Genomic DNA, 20501 nt, shown 5'->3' with positions numbered 1-20501 from the left:
CGCCTCTTCATCCCTCGGTCCTAAAACCGTTCCGCGAGCGGGGCGGAAGTGGTCTGGCGGTCCGCCTCGTCAGTCATCGACCGGGTGTCGTCCGCGTCCTCCGTAGCCTCCGCGTCCTCCGTAGCCTCTGTGGACCCCACGTCTTCTGCGATATCCGCGTCCCCCGCGATATCCACTCGACACGTGTCCTCGCCGGCCGCACCGGACAACGCGGTATCGAGGCGTCGGAGCGTCGCCAGCGCGCGCCGACCGCGCCGCTCGAGCGCGGCCGCGTCGCAGCGGGCGGCGCTCTCGACCGCCGACTCCAGAGCCGGGAGACGCCCGTCGCCGAGGAAGGCCGCGGCTTCCCGCGCGCACGAGACGGCGCGGTCGGCCTCACGGACAGTCCGCTCGGCTTCGCAGGCGGTCGATTCGCTCTCGGGACAATCGCCCTCCGTCCCGGTGCCATCGGCGAGCGCGCGGAGCGAGCGGCGGACCGACTCTGGGGACGGCGATACCGATGGCGGCGGGGAGGTCGGCGGCGCCGACGCTGGTGGCGGGAGTGTTGACCGTGATGGGGAGGTCGGCGGCGACGGGGCCGACCGCGAATCTGTCCGTTCCCGGGGGAGAGACGAGTGGTGTGACACGGGGATTGTGGATCTGTTATCGCACTTGAATCCCCGGCCCGCGGACCCGATCAGAGAGTCAGCGTGTACAGCCGCTTGCGAGCGTCGGTGAACGAAAAACGCGAGTCGACGACGCCGGCGTCTTCGAGCCGAGAGACCGCGTATCGGACCGTTCGCGGCGGGAGCAGCGTCTCCTCGGCCAGCTGGCTCTGCGTCAGGGTATCGTTGTAGTCGAGTACCTTCGCGACCAGCTTCGCACTCGGCGGCATCTCGCGCACCGGGTCCCAGCGGTCGATCGTCTCCTCTTCGGGGGCGAGTGCCTCGGTGGTGCTCATTCGTATCTCCCTCTGTGTGATGTAGACTGATAATATTTACTGTATAGAAATATTACTATCAAGAATTTCATCGGGGAGTCCTACACACCTAAGTCGTTTCACCGGCAGGATCGACCCGGAGAGTCAGCAGACGATGACGCTCGGTAAGATGGCATCGCACGACGCGCGTCGCGTGGACGCCAGCGACGGACACGCCGTCGTCGTGGGAGCGAGCATCGCCGGCCTCCTCGCCGGGCGGGTCCTCGCCGACACGTTCGCCGAGGTAACCGTGCTCGACCGCGATCCCCTCCCCGACGAGCGGATCGTGCGGCGCGGGGTTCCGCAGGCGAACCACGTCCACGCGCTGTTAGAGCCCGGTCGAGTGATACTCGAGGACCTGTTTCCCGGGTACGGAGACGAACTCCGCGAGGCGGGTGGTCTCGTGATCGACGGCTCGACCCAACTCGACCTCTATCAGCAGGGGGACTTCCTCGCGGACGCCGAGAAGCGTCTCCCCTTCTACTGCGCGAGCAGGCCGCTCTTCGAGCAGATCACCCGTCGGCGCGTCGCCGGACACGAGCGTATCACGCTCCGCGGCGAGTGTCACGTCACCGACTACGTCGCCGACGGCGGAGGCGCCGGGGACTCCCGCGACGGGGTGAGAGTCACCGGCGTCGAGATCGCAGCCGACGCCGGGGAGACGACACTCGACGCCGACCTCGTCGTCGACGCGACGGGGCGGACCTCGCGAACGCCCGACTGGCTGCGACGACACGGCTATCGGGCGCCGGAGACCGAGACGGTCGGGGTCGATCTCGCCTACAGCACGGTGGCCGTCGAGCGGCGGCCGTCCGAAGCGCAGGGGTATCTGATCGTTCCCTCGCCGCCGGTCACCCGCGGCGGGACCGCTGTGCCAGTCGAAGGCGACCGGTGGATCGTGACGGTGTTCGGTCGTCACGGCGACCATCCGCCGGGCGATTCCGAGGGGCTGAAGGCCTTCGCTGCGTCGCTGCCGACGCCCGAGATCCGGGACCTCCTCGAGGAGCGGTCGTGGGTGACAGACGAGGTCCGCCAGTACCCCTTCCCTGCCAGCAAGCGGCGGTACTACGAGGACCTCGGTCGGTTCCCCGACGGCCTGCTCGTCACGGGCGATGCGATCGCGAGCTTCAATCCTATCTACGGGCAGGGGATGTCGGTGGCGGCGCTCGATGCGCTCGCACTTCACCACGCGCTCGCGGGGGGTCGGGGCGACCTCGGCCCGCGGTTCTTCGAGCTGGCGTCCGAGACGCTCGACGTCGTCTGGCAGATGACCGTCGGCTCCGACTTCGCGTACTCACAGACCGACGGTGAGAAACCGCGCGGCACCGACCTCCGCAACCGCTATCTGTCGTGGGTCGTCGACGCCGCGCACGCCGACAGCTACGTCGCCGAGCGGTTCGTCCGCGTGCTTCGGCTGGAGGAGTCGCCGAGTGCGCTGCTGCGTCCGGGCGTGCTCTGGCGGGTCGCCGCTGCAGCGATCGGTCGATGAGTCTGTTGAGCAGTTCCGACCAGTCGGTGTGACGCACTGCGGCGAGTGGGACGCCCCGGATCGTCGTCCGGCGTGCCGACCTTTTAATATCCGAGCGTGGAGAGGGGAGATCACTATCCGGGACCGACATGTCTGAGACCGCTATCTGCGAGTACGTTTACGATCCGGACGACCCGACGCAGGCGCACGGCACGCTCGACGAATCCGCTCTCGACGACGAATTGCTGACCCAAGACGGCGTCTGGACCTGCCCGCACGAGTCGGGCGCGGAGTCGGACCTGTGTGTGTTTCACCGCCCCGTCGAGGAGAAAGACGACGCGGAGGTCGTCGACGCGTTTCTGGAGGCGGTCTCCCGGACTGCCGACAGTACAACGGCGTCGGTGGCGCGATCGCGCCAATTCGTCGGGGCGCGGTTCGGTGCGTTCGAACTGAGCGAGAGCGCCGGCGTCGCGTTGGGGCAAGGGAGGATCACGCTCGCAAGCGCTCGGTTTCAGAGCCCTGTCGATTGGAGCGGTGCCGCGACTGCAGCACTCGATCTTCGAGGTGCTGTGTTCGCCGCGGACGCCGACTTCAAACGGGTGACGTTTGAAGAAGGCATCGACCTCGCTGGCGCGAGGTTCGAGGGGCGAGCCGACTTCGGCCGAGCGACGTTCGCGAACGAAGCCGACTTCTCCTCGACGACGTTCGAAGGGGAGGCTGAGTTCCGAAGCGCCACGTTCGAGCGCTGTGTGGCCTTCGAGGGGGTTCGTTTCGCCGCCGAATCGACGTTCAGGCTCGCCACGTTCGAGCGTGAATCAGAGTTCGAGGAGGCAGTGTTCGATGCCGACTCGACATTCGAGATGGCGACGTTCGAAGCGGACGCGACGTTCAGAAACGCCGCGTTTTCCGCTGTCAACTTCCGGAGCGGAACGTTCGAGACGGACAGCAAATTCAAGGGCGCGACGTTCGCGCGCGAAGCCGACTTCTCGAAGGTGCGATTCGACGGTGCGGTGAGTTTCTGGAACGCTGCCTTCGACGGAAGCGTCGACTTCGACCGCGCGACGTTCGATTCCGGCGGGTTCTTCGAAGGGACGGCGTTCGGCGGCGAAGTGTCGTTTCAAAGCCCGTTCAGCGGCGACGAGTGTACGGAATTCGGAGGCAAGATGACGTTCTCCCGGTCCGAATTCGCAGACGACGTCGACTTTACCGGAGCCGTGTTCAGGGCCGGCACGAATCTCCGGGCGACGTTCCAAGGCGATGTGAGATTCAGTAAGGCAGTGTTCGAGGGCGAAACCACGCTCCGGAAGGCGGAGTTCGCCGGCAGCGCCGAGTTCGACAGGTCGTCGTTCGACGCCGACGTCAATTTCGGCGGGGCGAGATTCGAAAGCGACAGCAGTTTCGAGAACGCGACGTTTGACGGCGATGCCCGCTTCGAGACGCCTGAGAGCGGGGTGATTACGGAATTCGGAGGGACGGCGAACTTCAAATCGGCGAGCTTCGGCGGTGCCGCGGTGTTAAGAGACGTCCACTTTCGCGGGAAGGCGATCTTCACGAAGGCGACGTTCGAGACGCCGCCCACGTTCTCGCGGTCGCGTCTCGATGGTGCGGATTTCGAGGGCATCGACCTCGCCGACGCTCGGTTCAGGGCCGCGAGCCTCACGAACGCGAACGTACCGGAGATTACCGCCCGAGGAGCTGATTTCTCCGAAGCGCACCTCGAACGTGCCAACATAGAAAATGCGGATCTGACGGGTGCAAACTTAGAACGAGCGAAGCTGTCGAACGCGGACCTGTTCGGCGCGGATCTGAGCGGGGCTCGGCTGTACGGTTCTCGCGTGGGAGATATCGGGATCAACACGGAGACGGTGTTCGACGGGCACGGAACCGATCGATGCGTGTACGACCCCCGGTCGACCTACGAGTACGAACCGGACAGCGAGGAGAACGTCGACCGGTTGACGAAGGCGATGGGTACGTACAACCTCCTCGAAGACATCGCGAGATCGAACACGCTCCCGGATAAGCAGGCGACATTCTTCGCCCGAAGGCAGGATATGCGTCGAGCGCAACTCCGCAGAGACGAGTCGTTTCCGCGCCTCGACTACTGGTTCGCTGTGGTGCAAAATGCGGTATTCCGACACGGCGAAGGGTTTTCACGGGTCGTGGCGTGGGCTCTCGGAACGATCGTCGCGTTCACCCTTGTGTATCCGGCCGGCGGGTGGTTACAGACCGAATCCGCCGGTGCGATAACGTATGGGAAAATCGCCGAAACGCCACTGTTACTCTGGAAGAGTTTTCATCACAGCGCGCTGCTCTTTTCGACCGGTGAGTCGCCGCTCACGACCGTCGGGATCGGGGGAGAGGTTCTCGTCACGATCGAGTCGATGACGGCGCCCGTGTTGCTGGCGCTTCTGGTATTCGTGCTGGGCCGACGGGCCGCGAGGTGACCGTCGATACCGCTATCGTAGCGTTTGCAAGTCTGTACACACTCGACCGCACGACGGCGCGCGGTCGGCTGTGCAATCAGTTGCAAACGCTACGATAGCACACCGGCAGGGGTTCTCGCCGGAAGCATCGAAGCCGGCTACTCGAGTTACCCGAAGTCTCTTATGAAGCCACGCCCTACGGAGGGTGATGACTGACACTGTGGACGACGTCGAACTCCCCTACGACGAGGAGGCGACGTCGCAGCAGGAGAAGATCGAGGCACTCAGAGAGCGCCTCGACGTTCTCGAGTCCCAAAACGAGGAGATGCGGGACAGGCTGCTGGACGCGAACGCGGAGAACAACAAGTACCAGCAGAAGCTCGAGCGACTGACGCACGAGAACAAGAAGCTTAAACAGTCGCCGCTGTTCGTCGCGACGGTCCAGGAACTCACCGACGAGGGCGTCGTGATCAAACAGCACGGAAACAACCAAGAGGCGCTCACCGAGGTGACCGACTCGATGCGCGAGGAGCTCGAGCCCGACGCGCGCGTCGCGGTCAACAACTCGCTCTCGATCGTCAAGCGCCTCGACAACGAGACCGACGTCCGCGCCCGCGTGATGCAGGTCGATCACAGCCCGGACGTGACCTATCAGGACATCGGCGGTCTCGAAGAGCAGATGCAGGAGGTCAGAGAGACCGTCGAGATGCCGCTCGAGTCGCCGGAGATGTTCGAGCGGGTCGGCATCCAACCGCCATCGGGCGTGCTCCTGTACGGCCCGCCGGGGACGGGGAAGACGATGCTGGCGAAGGCCGTCGCGAACCAGACCGACGCGACGTTCATCAAGATGGCCGGCTCCGAGCTCGTCCACAAGTTCATCGGCGAGGGTGCAAAGCTCGTCCGCGACCTCTTCGAGGTGGCCCGCGAGAACGAGCCGGCCGTCCTCTTCATCGACGAGATCGACGCCATCGCCTCCAAGCGGACGGACTCGAAGACCTCCGGCGACGCGGAGGTCCAGCGGACGATGATGCAGCTGCTCTCGGAGATGGACGGCTTCGACGAGCGCGGCGACATCCGCATCATCGCGGCGACGAACCGCTTCGACATGCTGGATGAGGCGATCCTCCGCCCCGGCCGCTTCGACCGCCTCATCGAGGTCCCCAAGCCCGGACAGGAGGGGCGCGCGATCATCTTCCGGATCCACACCCGCGACATGAACGTCGCCGACGACGTCGACTTCGAGCACCTGGCTGAGCTCACCGACGACGCCTCGGGCGCGGACATCAAGGCGGTCTGTACGGAGGCGGGAATGTTCGCCATCCGCGACGATCGCACGGAGATCACGATGGCCGACTTCCTCGAGGCCTACGAGAAGATCCGGGCCGACGCGATCGACGACGGAAGCGTCAGCCGCGCGTTCGCCTAAGCGTCGGTTTCTTCGGGACGTTCTGTTTCGGTACTCGTTTCGACGCCTGTCGCCCGCAGCGACGCCACCGCTCGCCGCGTCGTCTCGGTCGCGTCGTATCCCCGCTCGCCGTGGACGGTCGTCTCCGCGAGCAGTCCGGCCGCGCGGAACTCCGCGAGCAGGCCGTGGAGATCGGACTCACAGAGGCCGTACGCGTCGAGTAGCTCGACGACCGAGACCGGACCCCGGTCCGCGAGTTCGACGAGCAACCCCAGCGATCGGTCGTCGTGGGCGGCCGTGACCACGCGGCGGACAGGCTCGGGGACGGCCCCGGCGGCGACCGCGAGCGGCGCGTCGTCGCGGTCGAACGTCAGCGTCTCGTTCGGGAGGTACCGCTCCTCGCCGGTCTCGGGGTCGCGCACGCGGCTCGACTCCGAAGAGCGCTTCACGAGGAGATATCGGTCGCCGGACGCGTCGCGGACGGTCTGCATAGCTGGTGGGTGGGTCGACACGCGCTTAGAAATTGCGCTGCGCTGCCCCGGCCGCTACGGCGACGAGCGCTCGCCCGCGTCGTTCCCCTCGTCGAACGACCTGCCCGGTTCGTCGCCGGTCTCGTCCGTTCCGTCGCCGGCCTCGCCCGTTCCGTCGCCGGCCTCGCCCGTTCCGCCGCCGGCCTCGCCCGGTTCGTCCCCTGAGATATCCTCGCGGTACGTCCGATAGAGGTCGTACGTCCGGTAGAGCGCGAAGAGACCGACGGCGACGGCTCCGCCGCCCCAGACCCACTGGTCGCGGAAGGCGACGAGCAACAGGCCGATGCTGATCCCCGCGAGCGCGACGTTGGCGTAGATCACGGCCGCCCAGAAGAACTTCGCGAGGTCGCCGTCGACCTCGATGCCCGCGCTTTCCTCGTCGCCCTCCTCCCCGGGGATGTCGACTGAGGGAACCGAGACGAGGTCGTCTTCGGGGTCGCCCCAGCGCTGCTCGGGATCCGGTTCGTCGGGCTCGTCCGGCCACTCCGCTGCGTCCCTCGGCACGCTCGCGTCGACGGGCGGCGTTCGCAAAAGGGGTTCGTTCCGCGATGCACGGTCCGCGGATAAACGGTATCGCGAGCCGTCAGCAGTGCTCTGTGAGCGTCACCGGCCGCGACGCTTCCACCCACGCGAGCGGATTCTGCGGGTCGTAGAACACGATTCCGTCGTCGACCTCGTAGGACTCGACGTCGCCGAGTCCGTTCGCTTCGCCCAGCCGCGCCGGCGCGGCTGACGACCGATTCGTCCGCTCGGAGTCTGCACGGTCGACCATCGTACCCTGTGGTATGAAGTACCACACTATAGGTCTTGCGTCCGGTTCCGGTACCAATGCCGAAGCTTTTACTCGGGACCGACGAACGCGTGTCTATGAAACAGGCAGGGCTCACGGACGACTGGGGAGGCGGTGGTCCGGACGCCACCGACGACGCCCGGCCCGACGCGGAGGCGGTCGCGGTCGCCGGAAACGGCAGCCAGCACGTCTCGGAGGTCGTCGACGCCGAGGACGTTCGGTTCCCCGACGCCGACGGCACGGTCGAACTGATGGTGACGCAGGTGAACTACTCCATCGAGGGGAGCGGTCGCCGGGAGTACCCCGTCCTGCATGTCTTCGGCCGAACCGCCGACGGGCGCCCCGAGCACGTCCGCGTGCTCGGATTCGAGCCGTACTTCTACGCCCCCACGGAGACGCTCGACGACGACGTACTCGACAGAGACGTCATCACCCGCACCGAGGAGGGGTATCAGAGCATCCGCGGCGATCCGCTGACGAAGATCTGCACGCGGACGCCGCGGGACGTCGGACAGATCCGCGACGAGTTCGATCACTACGAGGCGGACATCCTCTTTCCGAACCGCCTGCTCATCGACAAAGACATCAAAAGCGGTATTCGAGTCCCCGCTCGCCGCCTCGACGGCGGGGAGGGGAATGCGGGAGGCGACGGTGACGGACCCGCCCCGATCCAGATCCCCCACGACGAGATCGAACCCGTCGACGTCGACGCCGACCTCCGGGTGAACACCTTCGACATCGAGGTCGACGACCGCTCGGGCTTCCCCGAGGAGGGAGAAGAGCCGATCGTCTGCCTCACGAGTCACGACTCGCGCCGCGACGAGTACGTCGCGTGGCTCTACGACGCCCCGGCCGCCGGCGAGGGCGTCGAGTCCCCGGACAACCTCGCGGACTACGAGACGCTCCGGGAGGACACCGAGGTCGACGTCCGCACCTTCGCGCGCGAAGACGAGATGCTAGACGCCTTTGTGTCGTACATCGAGGAGACCGACGCGGATCTTTTGACCGGCTGGAACTTCGAGGACTTCGACATGCCGTACCTCCTCGACCGGATGGAGGTGCTCGATCCGACCTCGGAGCACGACCTCGACCCGGGGCGGTTCTCTCGGATCGGCGAGGTGTGGCGCAGCGGCTGGGGCGGTCCCAACGTGAAGGGCCGCGTCGTCTTCGACCTGCTGTACGCCTACAAGCGGACGCAGTTCTCCGAACTGGAGTCCTACCGCCTCGACGCCGTCGGCGAACTCGAATTAGACGTCGGAAAGGAGCGCTACGCGGGCGACATCGGCGACCTCTGGGAGCAGGATCCCGAGCGCCTGCTGGAGTACAACGTCCGCGACGTCGAGCTCTGTATCGAGATCGACCGCAAACAGGACGTCATCGCCTTCTGGGACGAGGTGCGGACGTTCGTCGGCTGTAAGATCGAGGACGCGCCGACGCCGGGCGACACCGTCGACCTCTACATCCTCCACGAGGCTCACGGGCGCTTCGCGCTCCCCTCGAAGGGCCGGGCCGACGCCGAGGACTACGAGGGCGGCGCGGTCTTCGACCCGATCACCGGCGTGAAGGAGAACGTCACGGTCCTAGACCTGAAGTCCCTCTACCCGATGTGCATGGTGACGATCAACGCGTCGCCGGAGACGAAGGTCGACCCCGACGACTACGGTGGCGAGACGTTCCGCGCTCCCAACGGGACACACTTCCGGCGCGAACCCAGCGGGATCATCCGCGAGATGATCGACGACCTGCTGACCGAGCGCGAGGAGAAGAAGTCGCTGCGGAACGAGAACGATCCGGGAACGCCGGTGTACGAGCAGTACGACCGACAGCAGGGAGCTGTCAAGGTTATTATGAACTGCTTCACGCCGGACACGGACGTGCTCACGCCGGACGGCGTCCGCAACATCCGTGACCTCGAAGTCGGCGACGAGGTCTACTCGCTAGACCCGGAGACGATGCGGATGGATGTGAAGCCGGTCGAGGAGACGCATAAGTACCCCGAATACCGGGGCGACCTGATCGACGTTCAGACCAGCAAAACCGACTTCCGCGTGACGCCGAATCACCGAATGCTGGTCCGGAAGAACTCGAAAAACGGGGCAGCGTGGGACGACTACCGCTTCGTCGAGGCCGGGAATCTCGACGAGTACTCCCACTACGAGCTCCCGCACGACTGGTCTGTCGAGGGCGGGGAACGGATCGACGAGGTCGACCTCACGGAACTGATCGACGGCGAGTACGAAGTGTGGGTGCGCCCCTCGGTCCACGGACACACGTTCACGGCGGAACTCGGCTGGACGCCCCGGCGCGTTCCGAAGGCAGATCTCGGCCAGATGGGGTACGTATTCACCGCCGAGGAGTTCGAGGAGCACCGCGAGTACATCGAATCGGTCTGCGAAACGAGCTACCTCCACCGCGAGTCGGGGCGAAAGTGGATCCCGCGAACGTACGACGGCGACGACTTCTTGGAATTCCTCGCGTGGTACGTCACCGAAGGAAACGTTCACACGTCCGAAGACAAGCAGTTCGGCGAACAGTTCCGCGGCTCCGCGACGACCGTCCAGATCGCGCAGAACGCGGTCGCTGACGATGAAGGGAGAGACGAGGCGGTCGCAGACGGCGGAGCAACGAGCGGCCGAACAGACAGCCACGGCCGCATCGGATCGCTGCTCGACCGTCTGGACTTCGATTATTACGTCGACGACCGCTCCTACCAGTTCACGTCGAAGCTCTTGGGCGACCTCCTCGAACGGCTCTGCGGCGAGAGCAGCTTCGAGAAACGGATCCCCGACTTCGTCTTCGACGCCGCCGAGGAACAGAAGCGAAACTTCCTGAACGCCCTCGTCGCGGGCGACGGCGACCGACAGGTGAACTCTTGGCGGTACACCACCTCTTCTGACCGCCTTCGGGACGACGTCCTGCGCCTCTGCGCGCACCTAGGGCAGACCGCGAGCTACAACCGTGATAGCGGGTCGTGGCGGATCTACTGCACCGAGGGCGCGAAGAATTCCTTCAGGATGCACCGGAGCGGTAGGACCAGCACTGCCGACGACGGCGTCTACTGCGTGACGGTCGCGGACAATCACACTCTGATGGCGGGGCGAAACGGAAAGTTCCAGTTCGTCGGACAGTCGTTGTACGGCGTCTTGGGCTGGGATCGGTTCCGGTTATACGACAAAGAGATGGGCGCTGCCGTCACTGCAACCGGGAGAGACGTTATCGAACACACCGCCGAGGCGGCGAACGAACTCGGCAAACGTGTCATCTACGGAGACACAGACTCCGTGATGTTGGAACTCGGCGGCGATATCTCCAAGGAGGAGGCGATCGAGCAGTCCTTCGAGTTGGAGGATCACATCAACGCCTCCTACGACGAGTTCGCACTGCGGGAGCTCGACGCCGCGAACCACCGCTTCCAGATCGAGTTCGAGAAGCTCTACCGGCGGTTCTTCCAAGCCGGCAAGAAGAAGCGCTACGCCGGCCACATAATCTGGAAAGAGGGGAAAGACGTCGACGACATCGACATCACGGGCTTCGAGTACAAGCGCTCTGACATCGCGCCGATCACGAAGGAGGTCCAAAAGCGCGTCATCGAGATGATCGTCTACGGCGAGGAGACCGAGGAGATCGCCGACTACCTCCACGGCATCATCGAGGACTTCGAGACCGGCGAGATACCCGTCGAGGAGATCGGGATCCCGGGCGGGATCGGCAAGCGACTCGACGCCTACGACACCGCCACCGCACAGGTCCGCGGCGCGAAGTACGCGAACGAGTTCCTCGGGACGAACTTCGGGCGCGGCTCGAAGCCGAAGCGGCTCTATCTCCGGAAAGTCCACCCCTCGTGGTTCCGGCGGATGGAGGCCGAAGAGGGGTTCGACCCCCAGCGCGACGCCCTCTATGGGGAGTTCAAGCGCGATCCCGACGTCATCTGCGTCGAGTACGACGACCAGCTCCCGGAGGCGTTCGAGGTCGACTGGGACAAGATGCTCGAAAAGACCCTGAAGGGGCCGATCGACCGGATCATCGAGGCGCTCGGGATGTCGTGGGAAGAGGTGAAGACGGGACAAGAGCAGACCGGCCTCGGTAACTTTATATAGCTCGCAGCGATCGGCGCTGTCCGAGCGTCACGCGTCACGCAGCCGTTCTTTCGCAAAAACGAAAATATATTTTCCTGACGGAAAAGCGTCTACTGGTAAATGCGTAACCATTATGGGTGCCACGGACCTCCATTGAGATACGAGGCAACGAAACAACGATGGCTACACTCGAAATCAACAATCTCCACGCTCGCGTAGCGGAGGAAGGCGGCGAACAGATCCTTCGCGGCGTCGACTTGGAGGTCAAATCAGGCGAAATCCACGCTATGATGGGACCGAACGGCTCCGGGAAGTCGACCACCGCGAAGGTGATCGCCGGCCACCCCGCCTACGAGGTCACCGACGGCGAGGTACTCCTCCATCTCGACGACGAGGAGCTCGACGACGTCTCCGACGACAAGCGGACCTGGAACCTTCTCGATCTCGAGCCGAACGAGCGCGCGGCGCTCGGTATCTTCCTCGGCTTCCAGTACCCCGCGGAAATCGAAGGCGTCACGATGACGAACTTCCTCCGAACGGCGCTGAACGCCAAGCTCGAAGAGCGCGCGGAGCTCTTCGAGGACGGCGACGCCGACGACGAGGACGACGAGGCGGACGCGGGCTATGAGACCTCCCCGATGGAGGGCCCCGCAGACGACGGCGAGATCGGCGTCGCCGAGTTCCAGAAGCTCCTCAAAGAGAAGATGGAGCTGCTGGACATGGACGAGAAGTTCATGCAGCGGTACCTCAACGCGGGCTTCTCCGGCGGCGAGAAGAAACAGAACGAGGTGCTGCAGGCGGCCATCCTCGAACCGTCGGTGGCCGTCCTCGACGAGATCGACTCGGGCCTCGACATCGACCGCCTGCAGGACGTCTCGAAGGGAATCAACGCCCTCCGCGACGAGCAGGGCACGGGCATCCTCCAGATCACGCACTACCAGCGGATCCTCGAGTACGTCGAGCCCGACCACGTCCACGTGATGCTCGACGGCAAGGTCGTCAAGAGCGGCGACGCGTCGCTCGCGGAGGACCTCGAGGACGAGGGATACGACTGGATCCGCGAGGAAGTCTACGAGGCCGCATAACACGGACAGATACACAGTGAACACACAACTACACCCATGAGTTCCGAACAAGACCACCTCAAAGACACGGACACCGAGGCCCGCTTCGACTTCAAGAAAGAGGAGTCCTCGGCGTTCCAGACCGAGAAGGGCCTGACCGAAGAGACGGTCCGCGTTATCTCCGAGGACAAAGGCGAGCCCGAGTGGATGCTGAACCGACGGCTCCGCGCCTTAGAACAGTTCCAAGAGATGCCGATGCCGACCGACTGGCCCGGCCAGCCGGACCTCTCGGAGGTCGACATCGCCGAGATCGTTCCCTACATCCGCCCGGACGTCGACGTCCGCGCGGGCGTCGACGACTGGACCGAACTCCCCGACGAGATCAAAGACACCTTCGACAAGCTCGGCATCCCCGAGGCGGAGAAGAACGCGCTCTCGGGCGTCGGCGCGCAGTACGAGTCCGAGGTCGTCTACCAGAACATGCAGGAGCGCTGGGAGGAGAAGGGCGTCATCTTCATGAACATGGACAAGGCGGTGCAGGAGCACCCCGACATCGTCCGCGAGCACTTCATGACGAAGTGCGTCCCCCCGAGCGACAACAAGTTCGCCGCGCTCCACGGCGCGGTCTGGTCCGGCGGCTCGTTCGTCTACGTCCCCGAGGGCGTCACCGTCGAGATGCCGGTGCAGGCGTACTTCCGGATGAACTCCGAGGGGATGGGCCAGTTCGAGCACACGCTCATCGTCGCCGAGGACGGTGCGGAGGTCCACTACATCGAGGGCTGTTCGGCCCCGAAGTACTCCGCGTTCAACCTCCACTCCGGCGGCGTCGAGGTGTTCGTCGGCGAGGACGCCCACGTCCAGTACTCGACGGTCCAGAACTGGTCGAAGAACACCTACAACCTCAACACGAAGCGCGCGCTCGTCGAGGCCGGCGGCCGGATGGAGTGGATCTCCGGATCGATGGGCTCGAAGGCGACGATGCTGTACCCGTCGACGGTGCTGAAGGGTCGCGGCGCCTCGGACAACCACATCACCATCGCCTTCGCGGGCGAGGGCCAGAACATCGACACCGGTGCGAAGGTCTATCACAACGCCCCCGAGACGAAGTCGACGATCGAGTCGAAGTCGATCTCGAAGGACGGCGGCCGGACGAACTACCGCGGGCTCGTCCACATCGCCGACGGCGCGACCGACTCCTCGACCTCCGTCGAGTGCGACGCGCTGATGTTCGACAACGAGTCGACGTCGGACACGATGCCGTACATGGAGATCAACGAGTCGAAGGTCGACGTCGCCCACGAGGCGACGGTCGGAAAGATCGGCGACGAGGACGTCTTCTACCTCCAGTCGCGCGGTCTCGACGACGACGACGCCAAGCAGATGATCGTCTCGGGCTTCATCGAGCCGATCACCGAGGAGCTACCGATCGAGTACGCCGTCGAACTCAACCGCCTCGTCGAACTCGAAATGGAGGGGAGCCTCGGATAGCATGAGCGCCGTACAACTCCCAGCGAACCTCACAGAGGAGACCGTTCGCGAGATTTCCGAGCGGCGCTCCGAGCCCGAGTGGCTCCTCGAAACCCGTCTCGAGGCGCTCGAGGCGCTCGAGACCCTCGAGTTGCCGGACGTCATCCAGACGCCCGGTCGCCGATGGACGAACCTCGACGCGCTCGACTTCGAGTCGCTGGTCGATCCGCTCGATCAGGCCGACGAGACGACGCGCGTAAGCGACGAGGGCGTCGACGTGCTCACGTTCACGGAAGCGATCGAGGCCCACCCCGACCGCGTCGAGTCGGCGTTCGGCTCGACGATCGACCCCGAAGAGAACTACCTGACGGCGCTGTCGGCGGCGCTCTTCACGACCGGAACGGTCGTCTACGTCCCCGAGGGCGTCGACGCCGAGGACGTGACGATCCGCGCGGAGATGAACTCCCGCTCGCTGTTCAGTCACACGCTCGTGATCACAGAGCAGTCCTCGTCGGTCACGATCCTCGAGAGCATCGAGTCCGGCGTCGAGACCGACGACGCGCGGTACTTCTCGAACCTCGTCGAGATCGACGCGGGCGAGAACTCCTACGTCCAGTACGGCTCGCTGCAGAACCTCGCGGAGGACACCTACAGTTACTCGCTCAAGCGCGCCGACGTCGGGACGTACGCGACGGTCAACTGGATCGAGGGCAACCTCGGATCGCGGCTGACCCGAAGCGACGTCGAGTCCGAGCTCAACGGCGACTCCGCGGAGACGAAGATCGTCGGCGCGTTCTTCGGACACGGCGACCAGCACTTCGACGTCAACGCCCGCGTGTGGCACCAAGCCGAGAACACGACGGCGGATCTGGTCACCCGGGGCGTCCTCGACGAGGAGGCGCGCTCGGTGTACGAGGGCGTTCAAGACGTCGGCCGCGACGCGTGGAACACGAGTTCCTACCAGCGCGAGAACACGCTGATGCTCTCGGACGACAGCGAGGCGGACGCGTCGCCGAAGCTGATCATCCACAACCACGACACCGAGGCCTCGCACTCGGCGACCGTCGGGCAGGTCGATCAGGAGGACCTGTTCTACATGGTGTCGCGGGCGATCCAGCCGGAGAAAGCGCGGAACATGCTCGTCGAGGGTTTCTTCGTGCCCGTCCTCGACGAGATCGAGGTCGAGGAGTTCCGTGAGGACCTCGAGGCCCTGATCGCCGCGCGGCTTCGGTAACGGCGAGCCGACTGTTTCGCTGCCCCTTTTTCGCCGTTTTCGCTTCGCTCTGTGTTCCCGTTCGTCACTCTCGCGGGCACCGCCCCGTCGGCGTGACACAGCGGGGACCGGGCGCGGGATCGCTCCACGCGACCGATCGCTCGTCGGCGTTCCCGTCCCTGTCGCCGACGCCGAGTTTGCCCGAGGGAACGACCGCGAGGGCCATCGTCCGAACACGGAAGTCCACGCGCTCGCTCCGCCCCAGCGGTTCCGCGTCGCCGTCGCCGTCGACATCGAGCGCGACGGTCGATCCGTCGCGGACGTACGTCGTCGGACCGGACTCCGTCGAGACGGCGAAGCGGCCGTAGGCCCCGCGCGACTCAACGATCCACAGGTTCGCCGTGGCGACCCACGGGCTGAGCGTCGGCGAGATCGGAAGACCCGCCGGGATGCCGCCGACCGTGTCGTTCGTCGCCCGCGAGATCGCGCGCTCGGCCCCGCGCTCTGCGAGGTCGGCCGCTCTCTCCTCGGCGAACGCCCTGGTCGAGGAGACGGCGTCGTCGACGGCGGATTCGGGGACGCGGACGCGGTCCGACGTCGCCACCCGGTGGAGGTCGACGCGAAGCGCCGTCCGGAGGCGGTCCGCGGCGACGCCGTCGGACGCGTCGCCCGCACCGCCGTCCGATGCGACCGCGACCGACGCAATTTCGCGAGCCAGCGAGCCGTCCGTGGCGGCGACGGCTCGCTCGCCCGGACCGTCCCAGCGATCGAACGCGCGATCGACGACCGCCCCGCGCTCTGCGGCGCCGAGTGAGGTCTCTCGAGCCAAGGTCCGTATCGCGACCCGCCGAACGGCAGTCATCGATCCCCCGACCTTCGCCCGGAGCGTGTCCCGCCGGCTCCGGAGCTCGGGGTCCGGATGGGATTCGAGCGTCCGATCGGCGGCGACGAGCGCCTGTCCGGCAGCGTGCAACGACACCCGTCCGGGGTCGTCGAAGAGCGTCCGCGTGACGAGGTCGGCGGCGTCGCCGTAGGGGACGCTGAAGACGTTCACGTTCCTGACGGCGAGACCGACGTACTGCTCGTCGTCCGCGACGCCGTCGACGAGCGTTCCCTCGACCGGGTCGGGCGCGAGATACGCGGGGTCGCCGTCGGGGACGAGCGTCGTCTCCCCGCGAGGTCCCGACTCGCTGCCGACCGTCGTTCGCGGTGACGGCGGCTCGGGCGTGAGTTTGGCGAGTTCGTTCGCGCGGGAGGCGGTAATTCCGCTCGCCGCGAGCGCCCGCTCGATACCGGCGTTCCGCTCCCCAGACTGGCCGGCTCTGTCGTCCAGTTCCGCGAGCAGCAGCTCGAGGTACGCCGCGCGGGCCGCGACGCGCGTCCGGTCGGCGACGCCGTCGTACTCGCGCGGCGCGTCGAGCAGTGCCGCACGGCGGTCGCGAACGAGCGCGGCGAGTCGGGCCGCGCCGTTCGCGCGACCGGTCGCGGCGTCGCTCGCCTCGACGTCGACGGAGAACCCGCGAACGCGGTCGCGGAGCCGTGCGACGTCCTCGTACACCCACGGCTCCAACTCAGCCGGTCGATCGCCGACGATCGTTCGCGACGCGCTCGTCCGGCCGCCGGCCACGGCCGCTCGGGCGATGGCGTCGGGGCCGCCGAGGTCCGAAACGAGGTCGCGGCTCGCCGCGCGACCCCCTCTGAGATTCGGCCCGCCGAGCGCCCCGCCGGACTCGAACAGCGGCCGGACGGATCGAGACGGTTCGGGGCCGCCGCGGAGGCGGCCGACGGACGTCACGCGAACGCGGTGGACGTCCCGCCACGTGGCGGTGGTGGTCCGCGGCGTCTCGTTCAGTTTGACCCACGTGCGATCGGTCCGGTGACGCTCGGTGACGCGGCGCGTGGCGGCGTAGAGCCGCCGTTCGCCGGTCCCAATATGCGAGACGGACTGCGTACTCCCGCCGCCGGCGACGGAGACGTCTGTCGACGTGTGCGAGTAGGCGAGCGTCCAGTTCTCACCGGGGGCGCGCGGCCGCGGACGGCGCTCGGACCGGATCTGTCGGGCGCTGGCTGCGACAGAGACGGTCGCCCGGTACCCCTCGCGTCGAATCGTCTCGAGACTTTCAGACCCGCGTTCGCCCCGGAGGAGCGACAGAAACGCCTCGTCCGCCGTCCCGTTGATACCCACCGAGACCGTCCGCGTCGCCGGGAGCGACCCCTGACCGCCCCCATCACTCGACCGCTCGGCGTCGTTCGGCCCCGGAAGTTGCCCCGTCGCCGCGGCGACGACCTTCCCGTCCGTTCGGGGAGAGAGCACGTCCGTCACTCCGGTCCGGAGCGTCGCCGCGCGAACGCCCGCCGCCGCGTCGGGATCGCTCCGGCCGAACGCGGCCCGCTGGGCGTCGAGCAGTCCCGCGTTCGTCGAGAGCGCGACGTGTCGGTTCGCGACGACGTTCGAGATCGGCAGGCCGCCGTACTGACCGAGGCCGCGCGCCTGCGCCATCGCGGTCACACCGACCGTCGTGCGTCGGGCGAGCCCCGGGGCCTCGATCGGGTCGGCGTCGAGGCGGTCCTCGAACGCCTTGGTTCGGTCGTGCAGCGCCAGCACGGGCACCCCGACGGTGACCGTTCGGTCCACGCGCCGCGCGTCGAGGACGCGCCCCTCCTCCTCGACGGTCAGTTCGAGGTCGTGGATCGTCACGGCGATCTCCGTCCCGCCGTCGACGCTCGAAATCGAGACGCGGCGGAGCGCCTCGGGGACGGTCTCGACCGAGTCGCCGAACGAGGCCCGCGCGACGCTCGCACCGCGGCGGTGTCCGACGGGGTCCATCGCGTCTCTCGCGGCGAGGAAGATCCGGAGCCTGAGGTACCGCCGGAAGGTGTCGCCCCCGGCGAGCGCCCGGCCGGCGTCGGTGTCGGCGGCGACGGTGACCGGGTCCCGCGCCGCCGCTCGCGCGGCATCGCGGACCGCTTTGCGGAGCGCGGCCGTCGCCGCCGCGTCCGCGCGGTCTGCGGCGACGTCGGCGGCACGGTCGACCGGGGCGGGGCCGGGCGTCGCGAGCGACGCCGCGAACGTCGAGCTGCCGACGAGCAGCAACACGCCGACGAGGGCGAAGGGGACCCTCGCGCGGTCGTCGTCTGCGAGCCGCATCAGCGGTCCCCCGCCGACGGACTCCACGTGCGAACGACGATCCGAACCGACGAGACCGACACCGCCTCGGCGGCCTCCGCGGGGGCGTCGTATCGGTCGCGGAGATCGGCGGCCATCGCCGGCGCGAGAGCGGCCGCCACCCGGGCGTTCGCCGCGTCGGTGTCCTCGGTCGCGAGCGGTTCCGCGAGCGACGCGTTCGTCGCCGACGCGAGCCGCGCGTACCGGTGGCGTACCAGCGCGGCCGAGGGATCGTTGCCGCGGAGCGTGACGCGCGCTGGGCCCGCGGGGACGAGAATCGAAACGGTTCGCTCGGCGACCGCCGCGCCGAGCGTCTCGAACGACGATCCGGCGGCCGGCGGGATCGGCTCGGCGCCGGTCGGGACCGCGAGCGTCGCGGCGTGGACTCCGTCACCCGGCGGATGAGGACCGACGCCGACGGCACCGCCGACCGGCGCGTCGGGGTACGGTCGCCAGACCGCATCGACGCGGACGTGTCTACCGGTCCGCGCCCGGACCGCGTCGCGTACGCCGCGGCGGAAGTCCTCACGGGTTCGCGTGAGCGGCGTACTCGCGGGGTCCGCGTCGACAGCAGCAGCGGCCGCCGGTGCGCCGGTACCCGGGGTCCCGATCCGCCGGCGCTCGTCGAGGCCGCTGGTCGCCGTCGCCGCGCGGGCGAGCAGTCCGGCGAGGCTGCCGTGAGCCGTCCGGTCGAGCTCGGGCGAGCCGAGCGCGTCTTCGACGCCGGCGCGATCCGCCGCGAGCGCGTCCCAGTCAGGCGCGCGGGCGGTCCTGTCGGACGCGTCCGAGCCGTTCGTCGCCGCAAGTTCGCGGACGCCGGGCGCCAGCGAGTAGTCAACCTGCGCGTTCGTCGTCGCGAGCGCGTTCGCGACGGCGTCGGCGCGACCGGGCGTCGCGGGCGGCGACTGTTCGACGGAGACGAGTCCGACCACGGCCGCGGAGACGAGTAACAGACACACCGCCGCGTCGACCGCGGCGTTCATCGCCACACCCACACGCGGAGCCGCCCCCAGACGACGTCGCCGTCGCCCATCGCGACGCTCACCGGGCGCTGGGCGCTGTCGACGGCGATGCTCTTCGCGGCCATCTCGGACGGCGGCTGTCGGCCGTTCGTCCAGCGGCGCCCGGACGTGGTCACAGCCACGGCGACTCGGTAGCCGTCGGGAGCGACCTCCCTCGCCCGCGTCAACGCCACCGGGGAGAGGACACCGCCGTCGCTCACGGCGTCGTGCACTCGGTCGAGCGTCGGCCCCGCGAGCGCGTTCTCATTCTCCGACGGCGTTACGCCCCCGAGCGTCGTGGCGTACAGCGAGACGCCCGCACAGACCGCAAAGAGCGCGACGAGCGCGACGATCGGCGTCGTCTGCGCTCGCGCGGAGTCGTTCGCCGACACGTTCCCGTCGACCGACTCACGCGTCGACGAGAACGACATTCACGCCCTCCCACGTGACTCGTCTGACAATCAGCGTGCGGTCCACTGTCCGCCACCGCGCGTCGGCCGCGTCGGCCCGCGCGACGACGACGGCCTGTCGAAACGCCTTGGGAGACCCGAACGCCCGGTGCGGGTGCGTCCCATAGAGCACGTCGCGGAGCGTCGAGTCCCCGACAGGGACCGGCGTCACGGGGCCGAACGAGAGCGTCGCGTGCGCGGTTCCCGACGGCGAACGGAGCCCGATCCGGCGCGTTCCCAGCCTGATCTCCTCGGCGTCGATCGGGTGCTCCGCCGTTGCGGAGTACTCCGCGGCGGCGACGCGGTCGACCGTCGCCGCGGCCGCCCCCGCGTCCGGCGGCGCCGCCGTCGGAAGCCCGCTGACCGCCCCGACGAGCGCGACGCCCGCCAGCGACAGCCCGATCCAGCCGTACCACGCCTCCAGCGTCAGGTCGAACATAAGGCGGATGGTCCCGGATTCGTATATAAACTCTCGGCGGGCGTCGCCG

At 67.2% G+C, this 20501-nt stretch carries 16 protein-coding genes; 7 read left to right on the top strand and 9 right to left on the bottom strand.

Annotation, left to right across the window (positions count from 1 at the left end):
* Nucleotides 1–20 precede the first annotated feature (20 nt).
* Together ACT3HL_RS07635 and ACT3HL_RS07630 are read right to left on the bottom strand one after the other, a co-directional pair.
* Nucleotides 21–626: a hypothetical protein gene (locus ACT3HL_RS07635; RefSeq protein ID WP_445086228.1), complete on the bottom strand. Its 606-nt coding sequence runs from the start codon at nt 624–626 to the stop codon at nt 21–23.
* A 50-nt stretch (nt 627–676) separates the two neighbouring features.
* A complete protein-coding gene (locus ACT3HL_RS07630) occupies nt 677–940 on the bottom strand; it encodes a winged helix-turn-helix transcriptional regulator (RefSeq protein WP_445086227.1) in 264 nt (87 codons plus the stop codon).
* A gap of 148 nt (nt 941–1088) precedes the next feature.
* Here ACT3HL_RS07630 and ACT3HL_RS07625 point away from each other — a divergent pair, with 148 nt between their 5' ends.
* From ACT3HL_RS07625 to pan1, 3 genes are all read left to right on the top strand, one after another.
* Nucleotides 1089–2447, top strand: a complete 1359-nt coding sequence (locus ACT3HL_RS07625) for an FAD-dependent monooxygenase (RefSeq protein ID WP_445086226.1) — start codon at nt 1089–1091, stop codon at nt 2445–2447.
* A 128-nt stretch (nt 2448–2575) separates the two neighbouring features.
* On the top strand, nt 2576–4873 hold the full coding sequence (locus ACT3HL_RS07620) for a pentapeptide repeat-containing protein (RefSeq protein WP_445086225.1): 2298 nt from the start codon (nt 2576–2578) through the stop codon (nt 4871–4873).
* 187 nt (nt 4874–5060) lie between these two features.
* Nucleotides 5061–6278, top strand: a complete 1218-nt coding sequence (pan1, locus tag ACT3HL_RS07615; protein WP_445086224.1) for a proteasome-activating nucleotidase Pan1 — start codon at nt 5061–5063, stop codon at nt 6276–6278.
* On the opposite strand, the gene ACT3HL_RS07610 is transcribed toward pan1, so the two are convergent.
* The 3 genes from ACT3HL_RS07610 to ACT3HL_RS07600 all read right to left on the bottom strand — a co-directional run bounded on the left by ACT3HL_RS07610 (nt 6275) and on the right by ACT3HL_RS07600 (nt 7559).
* The gene (locus ACT3HL_RS07610) at nt 6275–6748 is read right to left on the bottom strand and encodes a DUF7346 family protein (RefSeq protein ID WP_445086223.1); all 474 of its coding nucleotides are present in this window, start codon (nt 6746–6748) and stop codon (nt 6275–6277) included. The two genes, pan1 and ACT3HL_RS07610, sit on opposite strands and share 4 nt — an antisense overlap.
* A gap of 54 nt (nt 6749–6802) precedes the next feature.
* Nucleotides 6803–7291 (bottom strand): DUF7322 domain-containing protein, encoded by a 489-nt coding sequence (locus tag ACT3HL_RS07605; RefSeq protein ID WP_445086222.1) that lies wholly within the window; start codon nt 7289–7291, stop codon nt 6803–6805.
* 79 nt (nt 7292–7370) lie between these two features.
* Entirely contained in the window at nt 7371–7559 is a 189-nt protein-coding gene (locus ACT3HL_RS07600; RefSeq protein WP_445086221.1) for a DUF7331 family protein, read from the bottom strand.
* A 95-nt stretch (nt 7560–7654) separates the two neighbouring features.
* Here ACT3HL_RS07600 and ACT3HL_RS07595 point away from each other — a divergent pair, with 95 nt between their 5' ends.
* The 4 genes from ACT3HL_RS07595 (at nt 7655) to sufD (ending at nt 15418) form a co-directional block, all read left to right on the top strand.
* The gene (locus tag ACT3HL_RS07595; RefSeq protein WP_445086220.1) at nt 7655–11674 is read left to right on the top strand and encodes a DNA polymerase domain-containing protein; all 4020 of its coding nucleotides are present in this window, start codon (nt 7655–7657) and stop codon (nt 11672–11674) included.
* Nucleotides 11675–11832: 158 nt separating this feature from the next.
* Nucleotides 11833–12738, top strand: coding sequence for an ATP-binding cassette domain-containing protein (locus ACT3HL_RS07590; protein WP_445086219.1), 906 nt, complete (start codon nt 11833–11835; stop codon nt 12736–12738).
* A 36-nt stretch (nt 12739–12774) separates the two neighbouring features.
* Nucleotides 12775–14205 (top strand): Fe-S cluster assembly protein SufB, encoded by a 1431-nt coding sequence (gene sufB, locus ACT3HL_RS07585; protein ID WP_445086218.1) that lies wholly within the window; start codon nt 12775–12777, stop codon nt 14203–14205.
* Nucleotide 14206: 1 nt separating this feature from the next.
* Complete coding sequence (gene sufD / locus ACT3HL_RS07580; protein ID WP_445086217.1) at nt 14207–15418, top strand: Fe-S cluster assembly protein SufD; 1212 nt, start codon at nt 14207–14209, stop codon at nt 15416–15418.
* Between the two features lie 64 nt (nt 15419–15482).
* Here the strand turns inward: sufD and ACT3HL_RS07575 are convergent, their stop codons facing one another.
* The 4 genes from ACT3HL_RS07575 to ACT3HL_RS07560 are packed head-to-tail and all read right to left on the bottom strand — an operon-like array spanning nt 15483 to nt 20452.
* Nucleotides 15483–18545, bottom strand: a complete 3063-nt coding sequence (locus tag ACT3HL_RS07575; protein ID WP_445086216.1) for a DUF7286 family protein — start codon at nt 18543–18545, stop codon at nt 15483–15485.
* Nucleotides 18545–19546 (bottom strand): DUF7284 family protein, encoded by a 1002-nt coding sequence (locus ACT3HL_RS07570; protein ID WP_445086496.1) that lies wholly within the window; start codon nt 19544–19546, stop codon nt 18545–18547. The genes ACT3HL_RS07575 and ACT3HL_RS07570 overlap by 1 nt, the downstream gene beginning before the upstream one ends.
* A complete protein-coding gene (locus tag ACT3HL_RS07565; RefSeq protein ID WP_445086215.1) occupies nt 19543–19995 on the bottom strand; it encodes a DUF7285 family protein in 453 nt (150 codons plus the stop codon). Before ACT3HL_RS07565 ends, ACT3HL_RS07570 begins: the two co-directional genes overlap by 4 nt.
* On the bottom strand, nt 19973–20452 hold the full coding sequence (locus ACT3HL_RS07560) for a DUF7283 family protein (RefSeq protein WP_445086214.1): 480 nt from the start codon (nt 20450–20452) through the stop codon (nt 19973–19975). The genes ACT3HL_RS07565 and ACT3HL_RS07560 overlap by 23 nt, the downstream gene beginning before the upstream one ends.
* Between the last annotated feature and the right edge of the window lie 49 nt (nt 20453–20501).

The organism is Halobellus sp. GM3 (assembly GCF_052545375.1).
Note: the sequence above shows the minus strand (reverse complement) of the source record. Positions and strands in the feature narration are given on the sequence as shown.

What these genes read in the sequence shown, in the direction of transcription:
- ACT3HL_RS07630 (WP_445086227.1), bottom strand. Translation starts at nt 940, where the DNA reads ATGAGCACCACCGAGGCACTCGCCCCCGAAGAGGAGACGATCGACCGC.
- ACT3HL_RS07625 (WP_445086226.1), top strand. Translation starts at nt 1,089, where the DNA reads ATGGCATCGCACGACGCGCGTCGCGTGGACGCCAGCGACGGACACGCC.
- ACT3HL_RS07620 (WP_445086225.1), top strand. Translation starts at nt 2,576, where the DNA reads ATGTCTGAGACCGCTATCTGCGAGTACGTTTACGATCCGGACGACCCG.
- pan1 (WP_445086224.1), top strand. Translation starts at nt 5,061, where the DNA reads ATGACTGACACTGTGGACGACGTCGAACTCCCCTACGACGAGGAGGCG.
- ACT3HL_RS07610 (WP_445086223.1), bottom strand. Translation starts at nt 6,748, where the DNA reads ATGCAGACCGTCCGCGACGCGTCCGGCGACCGATATCTCCTCGTGAAG.
- ACT3HL_RS07600 (WP_445086221.1), bottom strand. Translation starts at nt 7,559, where the DNA reads ATGGTCGACCGTGCAGACTCCGAGCGGACGAATCGGTCGTCAGCCGCG.
- ACT3HL_RS07595 (WP_445086220.1), top strand. Translation starts at nt 7,655, where the DNA reads ATGAAACAGGCAGGGCTCACGGACGACTGGGGAGGCGGTGGTCCGGAC.
- ACT3HL_RS07590 (WP_445086219.1), top strand. Translation starts at nt 11,833, where the DNA reads ATGGCTACACTCGAAATCAACAATCTCCACGCTCGCGTAGCGGAGGAA.
- sufB (WP_445086218.1), top strand. Translation starts at nt 12,775, where the DNA reads ATGAGTTCCGAACAAGACCACCTCAAAGACACGGACACCGAGGCCCGC.
- sufD (WP_445086217.1), top strand. Translation starts at nt 14,207, where the DNA reads ATGAGCGCCGTACAACTCCCAGCGAACCTCACAGAGGAGACCGTTCGC.
- ACT3HL_RS07575 (WP_445086216.1), bottom strand. Translation starts at nt 18,545, where the DNA reads ATGCGGCTCGCAGACGACGACCGCGCGAGGGTCCCCTTCGCCCTCGTC.
- ACT3HL_RS07570 (WP_445086496.1), bottom strand. Translation starts at nt 19,546, where the DNA reads ATGAACGCCGCGGTCGACGCGGCGGTGTGTCTGTTACTCGTCTCCGCG.
- ACT3HL_RS07565 (WP_445086215.1), bottom strand. Translation starts at nt 19,995, where the DNA reads ATGTCGTTCTCGTCGACGCGTGAGTCGGTCGACGGGAACGTGTCGGCG.
- ACT3HL_RS07560 (WP_445086214.1), bottom strand. Translation starts at nt 20,452, where the DNA reads ATGTTCGACCTGACGCTGGAGGCGTGGTACGGCTGGATCGGGCTGTCG.